General features: G+C 47.1%; 14 protein-coding genes and 1 pseudogene. 13 read left to right on the top strand and 2 right to left on the bottom strand.

Features of this window, described 5'->3' with window-relative positions:
* The 12 genes and pseudogenes from ACOY6C_RS13610 to ACOY6C_RS13555 all read left to right on the top strand — a co-directional run bounded on the left by ACOY6C_RS13610 (nucleotide 1) and on the right by ACOY6C_RS13555 (nucleotide 12,502).
* Nucleotides 1–1,026 (top strand): glycosyltransferase family 2 protein, encoded by a 1,026-nt coding sequence (locus ACOY6C_RS13610; protein WP_420906012.1) that lies wholly within the window; start codon nucleotides 1–3, stop codon nucleotides 1,024–1,026.
* The gene (locus tag ACOY6C_RS13605) at nucleotides 1,019–2,023 is read left to right on the top strand and encodes a glycosyltransferase family 2 protein (RefSeq protein ID WP_420906011.1); all 1,005 of its coding nucleotides are present in this window, start codon (nucleotides 1,019–1,021) and stop codon (nucleotides 2,021–2,023) included. Before ACOY6C_RS13610 ends, ACOY6C_RS13605 begins: the two co-directional genes overlap by 8 nt.
* On the top strand, nucleotides 2,020–3,102 hold the full coding sequence (locus ACOY6C_RS13600; protein ID WP_420906010.1) for a glycosyltransferase: 1,083 nt from the start codon (nucleotides 2,020–2,022) through the stop codon (nucleotides 3,100–3,102). The genes ACOY6C_RS13605 and ACOY6C_RS13600 overlap by 4 nt, the downstream gene beginning before the upstream one ends.
* Before the next feature lie 87 nt (nucleotides 3,103–3,189).
* Nucleotides 3,190–4,403: pseudogene (locus ACOY6C_RS13595) on the top strand (ISL3 family transposase).
* Nucleotides 4,404–4,626: 223 nt separating this feature from the next.
* Nucleotides 4,627–5,649 carry a glycosyltransferase family 2 protein gene (locus tag ACOY6C_RS13590; RefSeq protein WP_420906009.1) on the top strand — a complete coding sequence of 341 codons (1,023 nt, stop codon included), beginning with the start codon at nucleotides 4,627–4,629 and terminating at the stop codon, nucleotides 5,647–5,649.
* Nucleotides 5,646–7,031: a hypothetical protein gene (locus tag ACOY6C_RS13585; RefSeq protein WP_420906008.1), complete on the top strand. Its 1,386-nt coding sequence runs from the start codon at nucleotides 5,646–5,648 to the stop codon at nucleotides 7,029–7,031. Before ACOY6C_RS13590 ends, ACOY6C_RS13585 begins: the two co-directional genes overlap by 4 nt.
* A gap of 235 nt (nucleotides 7,032–7,266) precedes the next feature.
* Entirely contained in the window at nucleotides 7,267–8,181 is a 915-nt protein-coding gene (locus ACOY6C_RS13580) for a glycosyltransferase family 4 protein (RefSeq protein ID WP_420906007.1), read from the top strand.
* A complete protein-coding gene (locus ACOY6C_RS13575; protein ID WP_420906006.1) occupies nucleotides 8,178–9,278 on the top strand; it encodes a glycosyltransferase in 1,101 nt (366 codons plus the stop codon). The genes ACOY6C_RS13580 and ACOY6C_RS13575 overlap by 4 nt, the downstream gene beginning before the upstream one ends.
* Nucleotides 9,275–10,186: a GDP-mannose 4,6-dehydratase gene (locus tag ACOY6C_RS13570; protein ID WP_420906005.1), complete on the top strand. Its 912-nt coding sequence runs from the start codon at nucleotides 9,275–9,277 to the stop codon at nucleotides 10,184–10,186. Before ACOY6C_RS13575 ends, ACOY6C_RS13570 begins: the two co-directional genes overlap by 4 nt.
* On the top strand, nucleotides 10,176–11,135 hold the full coding sequence (locus ACOY6C_RS13565) for a GDP-mannose 4,6-dehydratase (RefSeq protein ID WP_420906004.1): 960 nt from the start codon (nucleotides 10,176–10,178) through the stop codon (nucleotides 11,133–11,135). The genes ACOY6C_RS13570 and ACOY6C_RS13565 overlap by 11 nt, the downstream gene beginning before the upstream one ends.
* Nucleotides 11,136–11,427: 292 nt before the next feature.
* Complete coding sequence (locus ACOY6C_RS13560) at nucleotides 11,428–12,150, top strand: sugar transferase (RefSeq protein ID WP_420906003.1); 723 nt, start codon at nucleotides 11,428–11,430, stop codon at nucleotides 12,148–12,150.
* A 10-nt stretch (nucleotides 12,151–12,160) separates the two neighbouring features.
* Nucleotides 12,161–12,502 (top strand): VanZ family protein, encoded by a 342-nt coding sequence (locus ACOY6C_RS13555; RefSeq protein WP_420906002.1) that lies wholly within the window; start codon nucleotides 12,161–12,163, stop codon nucleotides 12,500–12,502.
* Nucleotides 12,503–12,733: 231 nt separating this feature from the next.
* Here ACOY6C_RS13555 and ACOY6C_RS13550 read toward each other — a convergent pair whose 3' ends face one another.
* Nucleotides 12,734–14,008 carry a glycosyltransferase gene (locus ACOY6C_RS13550; protein ID WP_420906001.1) on the bottom strand — a complete coding sequence of 425 codons (1,275 nt, stop codon included), beginning with the start codon at nucleotides 14,006–14,008 and terminating at the stop codon, nucleotides 12,734–12,736.
* A gap of 521 nt (nucleotides 14,009–14,529) precedes the next feature.
* Here ACOY6C_RS13550 and ACOY6C_RS13545 point away from each other — a divergent pair.
* Nucleotides 14,530–14,736, top strand: coding sequence for a hypothetical protein (locus tag ACOY6C_RS13545; RefSeq protein WP_420906000.1), 207 nt, complete (start codon nucleotides 14,530–14,532; stop codon nucleotides 14,734–14,736).
* A 93-nt stretch (nucleotides 14,737–14,829) separates the two neighbouring features.
* Here the strand turns inward: ACOY6C_RS13545 and wecB are convergent, their stop codons facing one another.
* Nucleotides 14,830–16,029 carry a non-hydrolyzing UDP-N-acetylglucosamine 2-epimerase gene (gene wecB, locus ACOY6C_RS13540; protein WP_420905999.1) on the bottom strand — a complete coding sequence of 400 codons (1,200 nt, stop codon included), beginning with the start codon at nucleotides 16,027–16,029 and terminating at the stop codon, nucleotides 14,830–14,832.
* Between the last annotated feature and the right edge of the window lie 500 nt (nucleotides 16,030–16,529).

Raw genomic sequence — 16,529 nt, 5'->3', positions numbered from 1 at the left:
ATGACACCCTTATCAATTTGTATACCAACATATAACTTCGGTCGTTTTCTTCCTGTAACACTTGATAGCATACTGGCTCAGGGATACAGTGATATTGAAATTGTTATTGTGGACGGAGCATCAACAGATGACACACCAATAGTTATTGATAAATATCAAAAAATATTTAAATATTTAACATATCATAGACTGCCTGCAAAGGGTGGGATTGACAAGGATATTGCATTATCCGTGAAACTTGCGACAAGAGAATACTGCTGGCTCTTTAGTGCCGATGACTGCATGGCAACTGGAGCACTTAAAAGAGTTATTCCCTTGCTTAATAATGGCTGTGATGTATATTTATGTGGTGTATTGTTATGCGACAAAGAAATGACCCCTGAGGTTACTCACCACTATTTTAGATACGATTCACATGATACGGATTTCGAATTGAGTGATCGCTCTGAGCGACTAAGATATTTTTCGAAAGCAAAAACTACCACAGCACTATTTAGTTTCTTGAGTTCAATAATCATAAAGAAAACGAAATGGGATTCTGCTGACGATTCGTGGTTCCAGTTTAACTCGTCGTACTGGGGACATGTGGCTCGATTGTTTTCTCTAATTCCGAACGGTTTGAGAGTTAAAGTAATTCATGAATCCCTTGTCAATAAACGAGGCGAAAACGACTCTTTTTATTGTGGAGATATCGCCAAACGGATAGGTGTCGCAGTTTACGGATTTTCTGGAGTAGCTAAGCATTACTTCGGCGAACAAAGTGAGGAATGTGAACTGATTCATAACTTAATCAGGAATGAATGGCCTTTAATTGCTTTTATAAACTATCGAAGCGAACTTGTATCTAAAGGCCTATCAATTGACTTATTGGATTCCACATTTGGGGATTGCTATTCAGGAAAAGGGCTTCGAATTGCAATCACTCGAATGATTTACAATCATGAATATTTCCATTTTACAGTCCGCTTGTTTAATCTTGCGCAGCGACTTAAATGGACAATTGCAAAATTGAAGTCAAATGGATAAATTGCTTATTTCTTTCTGCATACCAACGCGGAATTTTGGTCAATATATTGAATCAACTTTATCTAATATTCTTGCAAACAATCATGATTTTTTTGAGGTGATAGTAATCGATGGAGGTTCTACAGATAATACGAAGGACATTGTGGGGCGATTTGTTGCCAGCGATAATAGAGTGAAATATATCTATTTGGACACTCCAGCAGGTCTTGATGCGGATCTTGCGCAGGCAACAAGATTGGCTCGAGGAAAATATTTATGGTTATTTTCTGCTGATGATCGTTTGGTTGAATGTGGATTCAGAAAGGTATCTGAACTTTTGGCGGTCAATTGTGACGCATATCTTTTGAATAGAATTGAGTCTCATGTAAAGAAAAACGTGGTAACGAGTAAAACCTGGTTGAGAGCAGATATTAAAAGCACAGTGTTTGATTTTTCAAACGAGGAATCATTCGTTACTTATCTTGATAATTCTAGATCCCTTGGAGCTTTGTTTAGTTTTATTTCGTCCATTATCGTCATTACTAAGACTTACAATGCGATCGATGTTCCACCAAGTCTTATTGGATCCAATTATGCACACACGTATCGGGTTCTTAGGATGCTAAAGTCCAGTGGAAAATTATACTATCTGAACGAGCCAATCGTTCTATGTACAACTGGTAATGATAGCTTTCTTGAGAATTCCGACGAAGGATTAAAGAGAAGGTTCAAGATTGATTTTGATGGCTTTAAAAATATTTTGACCTTTCTCAATTTATCTTCCAAAGAGTATGCAGCTTTTTGCAGCGTTATGAGGCGTGAGCACGGTTTTAAAGATCTGACACGCTATGCATTACGGATTGTAGATTTGAGAGAATTTGACTATTTGTCTTCGGTGATGAGAGAATATGGTTACTCCTGGCTATATCTGTTCGCGGTCAGAGCAGTATATACTGTGGAGTGTCATACTAAAATTTTTTCTTTTGTCCGGTTTTTTAGAAAGAAGTATTTAAAATGATCAGTCCACTAACAAAAAAGATTATGATTGTTTCTGGTTCCTTTCCACCGATGCGCTGTGGGGTTGGTGATTATACTTTTGAGCTTACGCGAGCGTTGACGCGATTGGGTGTTGATGTTTCCGTCTTAACATCTTCGGATAGTGTTTCGGCGAATACAGAATTACAAGTCTATCCAATTATTAAAGCATGGGATTTTATTGGTTTCCAAAAAGCTCTTCGGTTTATTCGAGCGACATGCCCGGATATAGTCCATTTCCAATATCCTACGATGGGCTACCATAACAGTTACTGGCCATATTTGTTACCTCTATTTGTTAAATTGTTAGGTATCAAGGTAGTGCAAACATGGCATGAGGCCCCGACGCGAATACGTTATATTCCATCATCATTCGCTTTCGATAATTTAATTTTTGTTGACAGTAGCATACCGCCAAGAATTCTGTGGTATTATAAAATCATTCTTTCGCTTGGAAGTGCGCCGGATCGTATCCCTATTGGATCAAGTATTCCCATATCTTACTTGTCGGATGGGGAGCGATCCGCTATTCGTGATGCGTTGCAAACCGGGGAAAAACGATTGATTGTTTATTTTGGATTCTGCTATATGGAAAAAGGAGTGCATTGCCTCTTTGATACTTTGGATCCTAAACGTGACAAGCTAATCCTGCTTACTGAACTGTCACCAAGCGGAAACGCTTACCATAGAAGAATACAGCAGTTGGTTGAATCCAAAGAATGGGGGGATAATGTTCATGTTACAGGTCACCTTGAAGGATCTGAAGTTGCGAAACTCTTAGCATCCGCCGACGCGATTATTTTACCCTTCTTGACAGGGGTAAAGGAGCGGAATGGTTCTTTATTAGCAGCCAAGTCGCAGGGCACTTTCACTGTTACAACGTCCTCTTCAATTCAAGGTTATGATGAAAAATCCAACGTATATTATTGCAATCCAGGAAACTACAGTGAGATTCGCAATGCGTTAGATTTATATTGTGGGTATCGCGTACCCCCTAATACAGAAAACATTCCGACCTGGGAAAGTATAGCGAAGTCGCATATAGTGACATATCAAAAATGATCTACAAAGTTTGATCGGCTCCTCGCTGTTTCACGTGGGTAGGGTGTGATAATATGTGCGCTTTGGTAACCATCCAAGGAGGCGCACATGGACCCGTCCACCCTGTTCACACTGGCTTTGGGACTGACCCCACCCTGGGAAGTTTGGAATATCCGCTTCTCTCCAGAGAAGCGCAGGTTGGACATCTCCATCGGTTTTCCTCTTGGAAGCCTTTTCACCTGCCCGGTATGTGGCTCCAAAGGGGCCAAAGCCTATGACACCACCGAGAAGAGTTGGCGGCATCTCAATTTTTTTCAGCATGAGGCGTGGCTCACAGCGCGTGTTCCGCGTGTGGAGTGCGATCAGGGCTGTGGCGTCAAAAAGATCGAGGTCCCTTGGTCGCGACCGGGCAGTGGGTTCACGCTGCTGTTCGAAGCATTGATCATGGTTTTGGTTCGTGAAATGCCCGTAGCGCAAGTAGCCCACCTCCTCGGCGTACACGACACCCGCTTGTGGCGAATCATTCGGCATCATGTCGCCGCTGCCAGAAAGCGATTGGATCTGTCCAATGTTGGACGGGTAGGCATGGACGAGACAGCCAGCAGGCGCGGACATCATTACATCAGCCTGTTCTGTGACATGGATAAAAGCCAATTGCTCTTCGCACAAGGGAAAAGATAAGGAAACCGTGAAAGCCTTTGCCCAGGATCTGACGGCCAGGAAAGGTAAGCCAAAGAGCGTATTGGAGGTCTGCTGCGACATGTCGCCAGCTTTTATATCCGGGGTGCAGGAGCAGTTTCCCAATGCTGAGATCACGTTGATCGCTTCCATATCATGAAGGTGGTCAATGATGCTGTGGATCAGGTCCGACGCGAGGAGGTGCGCACGCAGCCAGCGCTGTCCAAGACCCGCTACATCTGGCTGAAGAATCCGGGCAACCTGACTGCCAAACAACAAGCCACGCTGGCGACATTGAAGGAGCGTAACCTCAAGACCGCCAGGGCCTATCAGATCCGTCTGACACTCCAGGAACTTTTCCAAACCCGTTCCCGCCAAGAAGGCGAAGCGTTCCTGAAAAAATGGTACTTCTGGGCAACCCATAGCCGTCTGCCGCCCATTGTGGCTGCTGCCAAAACCATCAAGAACCACTGGGATGGTGTACTCAATGGATTCCATAGCGGCCTGACCACCGGATTGGTTGAGGGTTCAATAGCCTCCTCCAGGCCACCAAGGCACGGGCCAGAGGCTACCGCTCGGACGCCAACTTCATCACCATGGCCTACCTCGTCGGGGGCAAGTTAAACTTCACCCTGCCCACGTGAAACAGCGAGGAACCCTTCAACAGCCTCCTCCAGGCCGCAAAGGCACGAGCCAGGGGTTACCGCTCGGATACCAACTTCATCACCATGGCCTACCTCATCAGGGGCAAGTTAAACTTCACCCTACCCACGTGAAACAGCGAGGAGCCCGTTGTTTCTAGATGCAATTTGGCCCCATTTAATCCAATCTGACGATAGAATGTTTTTTAATTATAATAGAAATTAAATGGGTTATTCTATGGAACTCTCAATTTGTATTCCAACGCGAAATAGAGGTTCATATATCGCATCTACTATCGAGAAGCTTATACCTCAGATGTGTGCTTCCGTAGAGATCGTTGTAGTAGATGGTGCTTCCACAGACAATACTTCAGAAATCATAAAGAATTTAAAAAATAATTTTTCTGATATTAATATTAATTATATACGCCTTGATAATAATGGTGGTGTTGATGCTGATCTAAAAAAAGCTGTGCAATATGCCTCTGGTCGCTATTGTTGGTTTATGTCAAGCGATGACCACGCCACCCAAGATTCAGTATGTTCAATACTGAATGCACTTTCAGACAATCCCGGAATTTTGCTTTTTAATAGATATGAAGCCGATAGGGATATGAAGATTTTTGGTGTGACAGCATGGTTGCCTAATTTGACTAACACATCGAGTTGGGATTTTGGTTCACCATCACAGGCCGAGCAGTATTTGAAAACGATAAAGACGATTGGAGCTATTTTTAGCTATATACCATGTATTGTTGTAGAGAGAAAATCATGGCTAGAGTCGTACTCTGATTTGTTGAACCGGACTTGTTACGCACACGTTTATGCGTGTTTATCCCTTCTTTTAAGCGGAAGAAGGTTGAAGTATTTGCCGAGCGCTTTTGTTGTTTGCAGAAACGACAATGACAGCTTTTCGAGTGGAGGTAGAATAGCAAGATATAATATAGATTTTTATGGGTATCTAGCCATTTCTAAGCTAATTAAAGAAAAACATAGAGAAATAGACATTCTTCAAGTTGTCAGAAGGGAGCATAGGCTGTTTCGTTTGTCCGAATTAAGGTCAGAAATGCATCTATTGCAATGGAGACAGTACGCAAGTAAAACACTTTACCCTATTGGTTACGGACGACTTATTGTGATGTTTGCATCACTAGTTGGCTCTTCATCAGGTTTGATAGGCTTTGCAAAGCGGCTATATCATAGAGCCAAAATTGTTTACTTTAAGTACAAGAATAGGCTTTATGCATGAACGGCTTAACTTGGCTTGGTTTTGTTGTTTTATTAGCTGCTGTAGCCTTTCCTGGTTTTTATTTGCGTCATGTGTTGTCGATATTGTCATTTTTCATCCCGTTTTCCGCTACTGCAGTTTTTAATTCTGATTCCGGGGCGTCGCTTTTTATAGGGCAGTTCTTTGTTGTTGTATATTTATTTTCTTCGTTTATTAAACGATCCTATATTGGTAAGTTATTCTTATTTCCGCGCGATTTCAATTATTGGGCGTTAGTGCTGTTTGCACTTGCTATTGTTAGTTCGATGGTCAATCCGTGGATTGTTTCTGGTGGAGATTATTCAATACTGGGTGATGGCGGCATCGGCAAAGATGACGTCGCAGAGACGATTCCCATTGAGATCAATTCCACTACCATAAAATATCCTCTTGCAACCTTGCTCGGTGTTGCTCTGGCAATTACCATTTATTGCGAGAAAATTGAAAATGTAAAGGCTGGTATTAAATGGTTCATCCTGGGTTGCTATTTTTCCGCGCTTTGGGGTGCGCTTCAATTCTTGCTTGCTTTATTTGGTTTGGAATATCCGTATTGGATTTTCAATACCTCTTTCAATCCCAGTGCTCAAGGATATCTTCATGTTATCGATGGATGGTCGCGAATTTCATCGACGGCTCTGGAACCTTCTATCTTTGCCAAACAACTACTTGCAGCACTTCCTCTTGTAGCGAGTAAGAGTGCCATAAATTGGGTATTTGGGTCGCGTTACCGACAATACAATAAATTTGCACTTTTTTTATGCGTAACTGTTCTTCTTTTATCGTTATCTACAACCGCAATTCTTGGTTTAGTCGTTTTTTTACTTTTGGGAATTGGTGAGTTCTGGTTTACTAATTTCCGATACAATTATTCAATTGCAGTTTTCTTGATTGCAGTGGCTGCGATTGGTATGGTTATTTTTTCTTATGAGCTACCTGTTTCACTCTATGAAATTACAATCGGAAAAATGGAAACTGGCTCTTTCATTGCCAGAATATGGTCCATTCAAAATGCTTTCGAATATTTCTTGAAATACCCAATAGTCGGAACTGGTTGGGGATTTGTCACTAGTAACGATTTGATAATCCTGATCCTTGCTAACGGAGGGTTGTTTTCCTTTTCTGCATTCTATTTTGCATTTCTAAGACCGTTATGGGTTTCATCAAAACATCCAATCTTGATTGGTGAGAATCATGCGTGCTTTCGGAATAATCTCCAGAATGTAGTGCCGTATATGATTCGCGCTAATATTTTGTGGCTGGTAATTTCATTTTTTTCTGGCTTTGATTATTATCTGCTCTATCCGTATTTTTTGACTGGAATTTTCCTGGTTGTTAGTCGTAAAAATGCACGATATGAGATGTAGATCAAAGTGCGATATTCGGATTTGTTTCCTTTAGGCTAACTAAGCTATGCTTACTATAGATGCACGATGGATTGAAACATCTGGAATTGGTACATATTTAAAAAAAATAATTCCCGGAATTATTGGTCATTTCAGTCATGTCCTCCCTATCATGCTTTTGGGAAATAGGGAAAAATTAAGAAGACATCTTGGATCCTGCTTTTCGATTTGCAATCACATCGAGTTGAATAGTGATATGTATACAATTCAGGAGCAGATTGATTTATTTTTTCACATCCCGAAACAAACTAAATTATATTTTTCCACCCATTACAATGTCCCAATATTTTATTCTGGGAAAATGTTGGTGACGGTGTATGATATGATGCATCTCGCCATGCCTCAGTTTGTTCATGGCTATCATAAGCATCTTTATGCTAGATTGATGTTTTCTGCGGTTCGGCGTAAAGCTGAATCGATCCTTACCATCTCTGAATTCACAAAGAATGAAATGCAGCGACTGCTTGGCGAGTTTGAGCAGACCATTACGCCAATACATTTGGGCGTAGGTGAAGAGTGGTTCTCGATTCCGCAAATGCCTTCACCACATCCGCGTGCTTATATTTTATATGTGGGCAATATTAAGCCGCATAAGAATCTAAAGGTGCTGGTAGACTCTTTTATATCAGTTTCTGACAGAATTAAGCATGATCTTGTGTTGGTAGGCAAGAAAGAAGGCTTTATCACTGGTGATCAAGAAGTGGCGGTCTTGGCGCAATCCTTGCCGGAACGCATTCATTTCACTGGTCGGGTGTCCGATGATCGGTTGCATCAGTATTTTCGTCATGCCGAAGCCTTGGTTTTTCCATCGCTCTATGAAGGCTTCGGATTGCCACCGCTTGAGGCGATGGCAGCCGGGTGTCCGGTGGTTGTTTCAAATGCCGGATCTTTGCCGGAAGTCTGTGGCGATGCTGCCTTGTACTTCAACCCTTACGACGAGAAAGATCTCACAGAGAAGTTGCTGAGAGTGATTAACGATGGTGAGTTGCAGGGTTCATTGCGGCATCGCGGCCATGAGCGCGCAAAGTCCTTCACTTGGGCGCGTTGTGTTGATCAGACCTGCGATGTTATTGAAAGATTGTTAGAGGCACCAGCAAGGAATTCTCTATGAAGATGGCGATTGTCCATGACTATTTGTGCGGGATGGGGGGAGCGGAGCGGGTATTCCAGTATATCTGCGAGGAATTCAAAGAGGCAGATATCTATACGCTCGCTTATAACCCGGCTCGCACCTTGCCTTACTTTAAGGGAAGGAAAATTCACACGACATGGTTGAACCCTTTCGTGCAATCAATGGACGCTTTTCGGTGGTCTTTCCCGGTCGCCACGCATCTCATGGAAATGATTGATTTGAGCGGTTATGATCTGGTGCTGTCATCGTCAGCGACTGTGGCTAAATACATCCGTGTGCCGAATGGTCGGCATATTTGTTATTGTTATATTCCTACGCGAGCGCTGTGGCAAACAGGAGATTATTTTGGCGGGAGCTGGAAGTCAAAATTAATCAGGCCCTTTCTCTCTTACCTCAAGCGCCACGATCTTCAAGCCGCACGGAGGGTCGATCGGTTCATCGCGATATCGAAGACGACGCAGGATCACATTGCCAGTACCTATGGACGCGATTCGCAGATTATTTTCTCGCCGATCGATCTGGATCGATTCGTACCTTCAGAGAATCGCGGAGAAAATTATCTGGTCGTCTCCAGGTTGGAACAGTGGAAGCGGGTTGATTATGCAATTGAGGCATTCAATCGGCTTGGATTGCCATTGAAGGTTATTGGAACCGGCAAGGAAGAGGCCAAGCTTCGTGCAATGGCTGGGCCGAACATCACCTTTCTGGGTGGTGTTGATGATGAGATTCTGGCCAAGGAATATGCCGTCGCCAAGGCTGTCATTTTTACGCCTTTTCTTGAATATGGCTTGATTCCATTAGAGGCTAATGCAAGCGGTACACCCGTGATCTGTTATGGAATAGGGGGAATCACGGAAACCATGATTCCGTGGTCAGCAGATTCCGCCGAGAACGATTCGGCGACGGCAGTTTTCTTTTATGAGCAGACCGCTGAGTCCTTGATGGCGGCGGTCAGTCAATTTGAGAGCGCCGAATTCGACCCCGCCCGCCTGGTCAGACATGCATCCCGTTGGGGGGTGCCAGAATTCAAACGGCAACTTCGTCAAGCCGTGGAGACCATTGGGGGTACAGCATGAGGAAGCTCTTGTTGATAGGGGGAACGGGGTTTGTTGGCTCTCATATGGCGCAGTATTGCTCGGGCCGCTTCGATGTGGTCACGACTGGGCGGGAAGTGGATGTCCGTGATGCCGGACAGCTCCAGGCGGTGATTGCCCGTGCAAGGCCCGACGATGTGGTGCATCTCGCAGCGGTTACGACACTCAAGGAATCCTTTGAGAATCCGCGTGCAACCTATGATATCAATTTTGGCGGAACGCTGAATTTATTGATGGCTTTACGGAACTCAGGGTTCGCCGGGCGTTTTCTGTTTGTAAGCTCCAGTGAGGTTTATGGTCATCTGGGCGAATTCGATTTGCCAGTGAATGAGACGAGACTTGCAAGACCACTCAGCCCCTATGCCGTTTCGAAAATTGCTTCGGAGTCGCTCTGCTATCAATGGAGCCAGAGTGAAAAGTTCAAGATTGTCGTTGCCCGCCCGTTCAATCACATTGGTCCGGGTCAAAGCGAACGATTTGCGATTGCTGATTTCGGTCGTCAAATTACAATGATCAAGTTGGGTCTGGCCTTACCAGTCATTCGGGTTGGGGATATTGAAACAACTAGAGATTTTACAGATGTGCGCGACATTGTTTCATCCTATGAAAGGCTGTTGAATCTCGGACAAAACGGTGAGACTTATAACGTTTGCTCAGGTAGCGAACGAAGCATTCGCTCCTTGATCGAGCGCATGTGTCAATTGGCGGGTGTGTCCGTGGAGATTCAAACCGATTCTGAGCGATTCCGTCTCAGTGAGCAGCGTCGTGTGCGCGGGGATAACGGAAAAATCATGAAGGCTACAGGCTGGTCAGCTGCTTATTCAATGGATCAAACGCTGACGGCTATTTTGGATGACTGGGTTGCCCGGCTAGGCACGCATGCAAGCTAAAAGAGCCTTGATCTGTGGTATCAGCGGCCAGGATGGCGCGTATTTGGCCAAATTTCTGGTTGAGAAGGGGTATGTGGTCATAGGTACTTCGCGTGATGCTGCGGCGTCCTCTTTCGCCAATCTACAGAAACTCGGTATCCGTCACGCAGTCGAAACAGTCTCGATGTCTACTTCTGACTCGGGGAGCGTGCTATCAACGATTCGAAACGCTGCCCCCGATGAGATTTATTACCTTGCAGGTCAAAGCTCAGTTGGGTTGTCGTTTGAGCAGCCGGTCGAAACCATGGAAAGTATCGCCATGGTGTTGGTTCGTCTGCTCGAAGCGATTCGCTTTTTAGATTGTCCTATCCGTTTTTACAACGCCGGGACCAGTGAGTGTTTTGGTGACACGGGTAACCAACGAGCGAATGAGACGACGCCTTTTCGTCCCAGAAGCCCCTATGCCGTCGCCAAGGCATCAGCGCATCAGTTGATTGGGACTTACCGAGAAGCCTATGGTTTGTATGCATGCACCGGCATATTGTTTAACCACGAATCTCCGTTGCGACTTGAACGTTTTGTGACTCAGAAGATCGTGCGCGGCGCGGCGCAGATAGCGCGCGGTGGCAGCGAGAAATTACAGTTGGGCAATTTGGATATTTACCGCGATTGGGGGTGGGCGCCCGAGTATGTTGAGGCCATGTGGTTAATGCTTCAACAAGATCGGGCGGATGATTTTGTTATCGCGACCGGAGAAACGGTTTCACTCAGGCATTTTCTGGACCGAGCATTTCGATACTTTGATTTGGATTGGAACGAGCATGTGATCAGCACGCCTGGCCTGCAACGGCCCTCGGACATCCGGATAGGCAGTGCTGATCCGAGTAAAGCAAAGGCTGTTCTGGGCTGGTCTGCCAAGACTCATGTTGATGGAGTCGTTGATAAAATGTGCGAGGCTGTGAGTTCGTGATTGCCGGTCAAGTCCCCAATTTGCTGTAATTAATCATAAGTAAACCCCCGTCTCTGCCGGGGGATTCACAAAGTTTGACATTTACGGGAATCTTCCACGGTTTGTTGGTCTTTTGGTCGTGCGTATCTCAGCGCTTGAAGAAATAGGGCTGGGATAAACTCAAGCCATTGGAATTTCCTCGGACTGTTTTTCAACGATTGCGAAAAGGCCCCTTTGAGGGGCCAGCAATCGAAATCCCCTGGACATGCAGGGGGATTGTTACTTAACTCCATTCACAAGAATTACGATTGAAATGAACCAAAACATAGAACCTAAAGAGGCATTTCCCTACAAACCGCCTACCGAGGAAATCAAGCAGAAGTACAAACATATCTTCCAGCTGACGGAACCTTTGCCGCCACGTTTCTTCAAAACGTTATTCGACAAGATTGTGGCCCTGATCATGCTGGCAATTGCCACACCAATCATGCTTCTTCTGAAGATTGCCTATGTGATCGAAGGTCTTCTGATACCGGAAAACAGCGGCCCGATGTTTTTCTATTATAATGCGGTGAGTGCGGGGAAAATTATCCCAAAGTACAAGATCCGCCTGATCAAGGAAAAGTATATCGACCCCGAAGGTGCCAAGCGGCACGACTGGATTGCCTTTTCCGCCGAATGGACGCCTGACAGCCGCACCCATGTCGGCGAGTTCGTCAAAAAGTTCTACCTGGACGAGTTGCCTCAGTTCTGGAGCGTGCTGAAAGGCGACATGAGTATCGTTGGTCCTCGCCCCATTTCCGTTTTGCACTACGAGCGGGATCAGGCGCAAGGCAATGTCACGCGTTCCTTACTTCGGGGGGGGCTGCTCGGGCTTGGGCACATCAACAAAGGGACGTCCGAGATGGGCAACCCCGTCTACGAATACGAGTATATCGATCAGTACCTGAATCGCTCATCATTCGGCTTGCTGATGCTCGATTTGAGGATTATCTGGAAGGGGGTTCTGGTGATCATCAAGGGTGGCGGACATTAACGGGTGGCGGTTGGCTTTCTGGCTTGCAGTGGCTGGGGTGGGCCTTGGCTCTCTGACGCCCGTCCCCTATTTGCCAACCCAGGCCCTCGATGTTTGGGATAAGGCACAACACGTATTGGCATTTGTGCTGCTGAGCGGTTTGGGTCTGTTGGCGTTTTCTCAGCGTGCGCTGCGCGTTATGGCTGGTTTACTGGTTTATGGCGGCCTGATTGAACTCGCACAAGCCGCCACCGGCTGGCGGTATGGGGACTGGCAGGATTGGTTTGCCGATGCCATTGGCGTGGGGGCGGTCTGTCTGGGTTGGGTTTTGTGGAAATCGGCTCTGTCCCACGGCCAGATTTTTACGCCGTAACGTTTTCACAATTTAGTAAACCATATTATTCTATAGGTTGTTGATAATCTGGTCGATGAAAATCATCGACTGACTGGCGTAGGAGTAAAATTTTTCCTGATCCAACTCACGGTGTACTCCTTCGTTCAACGCCATCGATTCTGCCTGTTTTGTAAATGGGTCATCCTGAAGAAGTATAGCATATTGAAATGATACATAAATTCGTATTGGTGTAGGCCTGCTGCAAAGCGACTATGGTTGACGAATTGATTTGTCTTGACAGCTGTGTTCCACAGTCCAGGCCAGACGTTCGCGAAACAAAGACGCAATCCGTTCGATCTCATACTGTTTGCGTACAGCGGGCGCGCCCCACGGCTCGTTTGCCAGACGTGACTGCCGCGCCATTTCGAGCCCTGCCAACAATGCCGCATCAATCGCTTCCGGTCTGTCCGGAGCCGCCGTGATCCCACCCAGCTGTGCAATCAGTTTTTGGGAGGCGCCGGGAGGAACGATGCCAAGAATCGGTCTGCGGGAACCGATATAATCCACCAACTTGCTCGGCAGAAATACGCTGAGTTCAGTCGGGGCATCAATGACCAACAGGAGATCCGCCTCCATCATCAATTTTAGGGATGATGCATAGGGCACGGTACGTTGAATGGTGAACAAGTGTTTGGGTAAACGTCGCAGCAAAGGGTGCCAATACATCCAACTCGACATGGTGCCAATCAGTTCCACGCGAACCTTCTCCAATGCGCGTGGATGGCTGGCGAGCAGCCGAACCAAGGATGCAATCAACGGAAATGGGGTGCGCGGTCCATAAAAGTTGCCCAGATAACGCAGCACGATCGCATCATCATCGTTGGTCGATGGCGCGGAACAGTTGGTGGGGAATGCCGTTGCATCGAAACTGTGCGCCAAGACAAACGACTTGGAGGTCCATTCTGGAGCATACTTGCGCATGACAAGCTGTCTGGTTTCTTCCGAGGTGAACACAAGACAGTCCGCCGCCTTGATCACCTGCTGTTCGAGGGAGCGATTCTTCCATTGCGATAGCGGTTGTCCTCTGCGAAAGGGATTGTCTGACCATGGATCGCTGAAATGGGCCAGCCAGGGCAAACCGTAGCGCCGCTTCAGGGTTAAACCGAGCAGATGATCGGACATGGGTTCCCCGAACGTCGCCATCACCTGTATGGCATCGGGATGATCATCCAACCACTGCCCAACCTTTGCCGCAGCGTTGTGAGACCATGCTACGAACTCATCCGGACTCCGTCCGTACCAGGGAAGCAACCGTAAGGCCAGACGATGAGACAGGCCACGCAAAAGGGGGGTATGCGCTATTTTGATCTGTTCCAGGCAAGATGTTCCCAATGAGTTCTCTGGTCCCTGCATCTCGTTCCCGTTCTGAAATTCTGCACTGACCGTGACAAGTTCCATCTGACAGTTGCGCAGCAGCCGACCGATTTGGATTGCCTGTGGATAAAGGATGGGAGGTAACATGCACGATATGGCCAGTAAACGCATCGGATTCTCTCCTTGAGTACCTTTCGGTTTGGACTTGTCGGGAATCACGGGGCCTGTGAAGAGGGACCGACCGGTATTTCCGAACTTCTTCTGACCGTGCCGCGGCAATCTGCACGCTCATGACGATTGCATCCAGACTAACGTTGATTGCGGCACGTTGATGGTGGCAAATCCTCAGGTCGCCTGAGGAAGAAAACCGGTCACTATTCAGGACCTCTACATTTGGCGGGGTCCAGGGGCCAATGGCCCCTGGTGGAATCCAAGGGCAAAGCCCTTGGGACTTTTCCGTTTATCTTTTTGCGCGCCTTCACGATAAGTGTTTTTTGCGAAAAAACTCTTATCGTGAAGAGCGTTCTAAAAAGAAAAGTCAAAAATCAAACCTAGGAGACTCCGCCTTCTCATTTAAGTTTGGGATCTTCGGTCCTCCGTTCCCTGCAAGAGTGAGGTCCTGAATCATTACGAAAACCGAAACCAACCGCGAGGCGTTGCGCGAAGCGACAACGCCGCTGGAGCGGATTCCCATGGAAGACAAGTTCCGGCAGTGCAAGAACCGGCATGCTCTGGCAGAGATTCGAGCCAGGCTGGACGACACCTCCGCGTCCTGGATTCTGGCCATTTTCCTGGTGAAAAACCTGACCCTGCCGGTCAGGTTTTTTTTTGCCCGGAATGGGCCATTGGCTTTTTCTAACCGCGAGCAACGGTTTCACTTCGGAGGTTGCACTGGATAGTAGCAAGACTGACGGGGCTTTTTGAGGAGGCCCCAATGACAGCCTGGTCGTGAATAATGCATGCAACCTGGACTGGGAGTTGGAAGGAGGCTCTTAGTCATGGGGTGGCATGGCGCACGCATCCGCATACCGGGAAGGCGTGCGTATAGAATTGTCAACAGAAAAGGTCAACAATTTTTCCAGAATTTTCGTCGAGGCTTTTCCATTACCGTAAGTGTCATGCCCCTGGCCGGAAACCGACCAGTTGCCTGTCAAGGCTTCAGTGGCGATCTTCACGATATTTTCAGTATGCGTCCCGGCCAAACGAAGCAGACCGGTTGCCAATCCTTCGTGACGTTCGGTGATATCGCGCAACACCACGACCCTTTTGCCGAGAGAGGAGGCCTCTTCCTGAATGCCGCCTGAATCCGTCAAGATGAGTACGGAACGTACCATCAGTACGACGAACGACTGGTAGTCCAAAGGAGGAATCAGAAAAACATTCTGTAGATTCTGGCCAAGTTCGGCAAATACCGTGTCACGGACTCTTGGATTGGGATGGACCGGATAAATGAAGACATGATTCGGAAACTGTTCTGCCAGTGTGGCAATGGCCTTACAGATCGTTACCAGGCATTGTCCGTGATTCTCCCGGCGATGTCCGGTGATGAGAACCAAAGGACGCGGATCATTGGGCACCCCAAGACTGGTGAGCACCTCTTCGGCCTGCCGTTGAGCCGTCGGATCCGAGGCCAGTTTGGCAATCAACAGATGAAGCGCATCAATACCGGTATTGCCGGTGACCAGGATTTGTTCTTCGGGAATGCCCTCTTTCAGAAGATTGTCTTGCGCCCCGTCCGTAGGTGGAAAATGCAGGGTCGCCAGTCTGCCGATGAGACGCCGGTTCATCTCTTCCGGCCAAGGCGCATAGATATGTCCGGTGCGCAATCCGGCCTCCACATGGGCGACGGGAATCCGCTGATAGAAGGCTGCCAAGGCGCCGATAAACGTGGTGGTCGTATCTCCCTGCACGATGACCCAGTCTGGTTTGTCTTGCTGCAGATAGGAATGGAGCCTGGAAAGCAGCAGGGTTGTCAAGTCCGAGAGTGATTGGTCTGGCTGCATCACCTCCAGATCGATATCTGGTCGGATATTGAACAATTTCAGGACATGACTCGTCATATCCCGATGTTGTCCGGTATGGCAAATCCGGATATCTACTGTGGGCAATTGTTGTGCGGCAAGAATCAGGGGGGCCAGCTTGATGGCCTCCGGACGTGTTCCGAAGAGCACAAGCCATCGATGTCTTTTCATGATCCTGTATGAAGATACGTGGTAGGCAAAAGGGATACTCCTTGGACGTATTGATCCGAGACTCTTTTTTTCAGGCGTTGATGATCGCGCGCACGGAGGATAATCATGGCAGGATCATCATGGTCAGCCGATCCGGAAGTGGTATCTATCCTTGATTTTGCCTAATTCTGGTGGTTCTTGCAAGTTTTCGATCGCCCCATCGATAGGCCTTGTTGTCGATCACCGCGGCGAGTAGAGGAAACACTTTATCCGCGACCTCCAGATGGCGATCAATCATAGCGGCGCCATGTGTCATAGCCCCATACACACACTGCGGTCACCAGATAATCCGGTTGATGCATTTCCTGAGCAAACAGCGTAGCAGTGGTCGTCTTGACGCCATGCCCCTTGGAACGAATCGGGACGAACGGAGTTCAAGGCGGGATGGTCGGAAACGGATGACTTTATCGTGGAACTTGTCTGGGTTCAGCGGAAAAAGGACTCCCCCCTGCTTCACTCCT

It is taken from the genome of Candidatus Magnetaquiglobus chichijimensis, assembly GCF_045865675.1.
GTDB classification, from domain to species: domain Bacteria; phylum Pseudomonadota; class Magnetococcia; order Magnetococcales; family Magnetaquicoccaceae; genus Magnetaquiglobus; species Magnetaquiglobus chichijimensis.
This window is presented reverse-complemented; position numbering and strand designations above follow the sequence as displayed.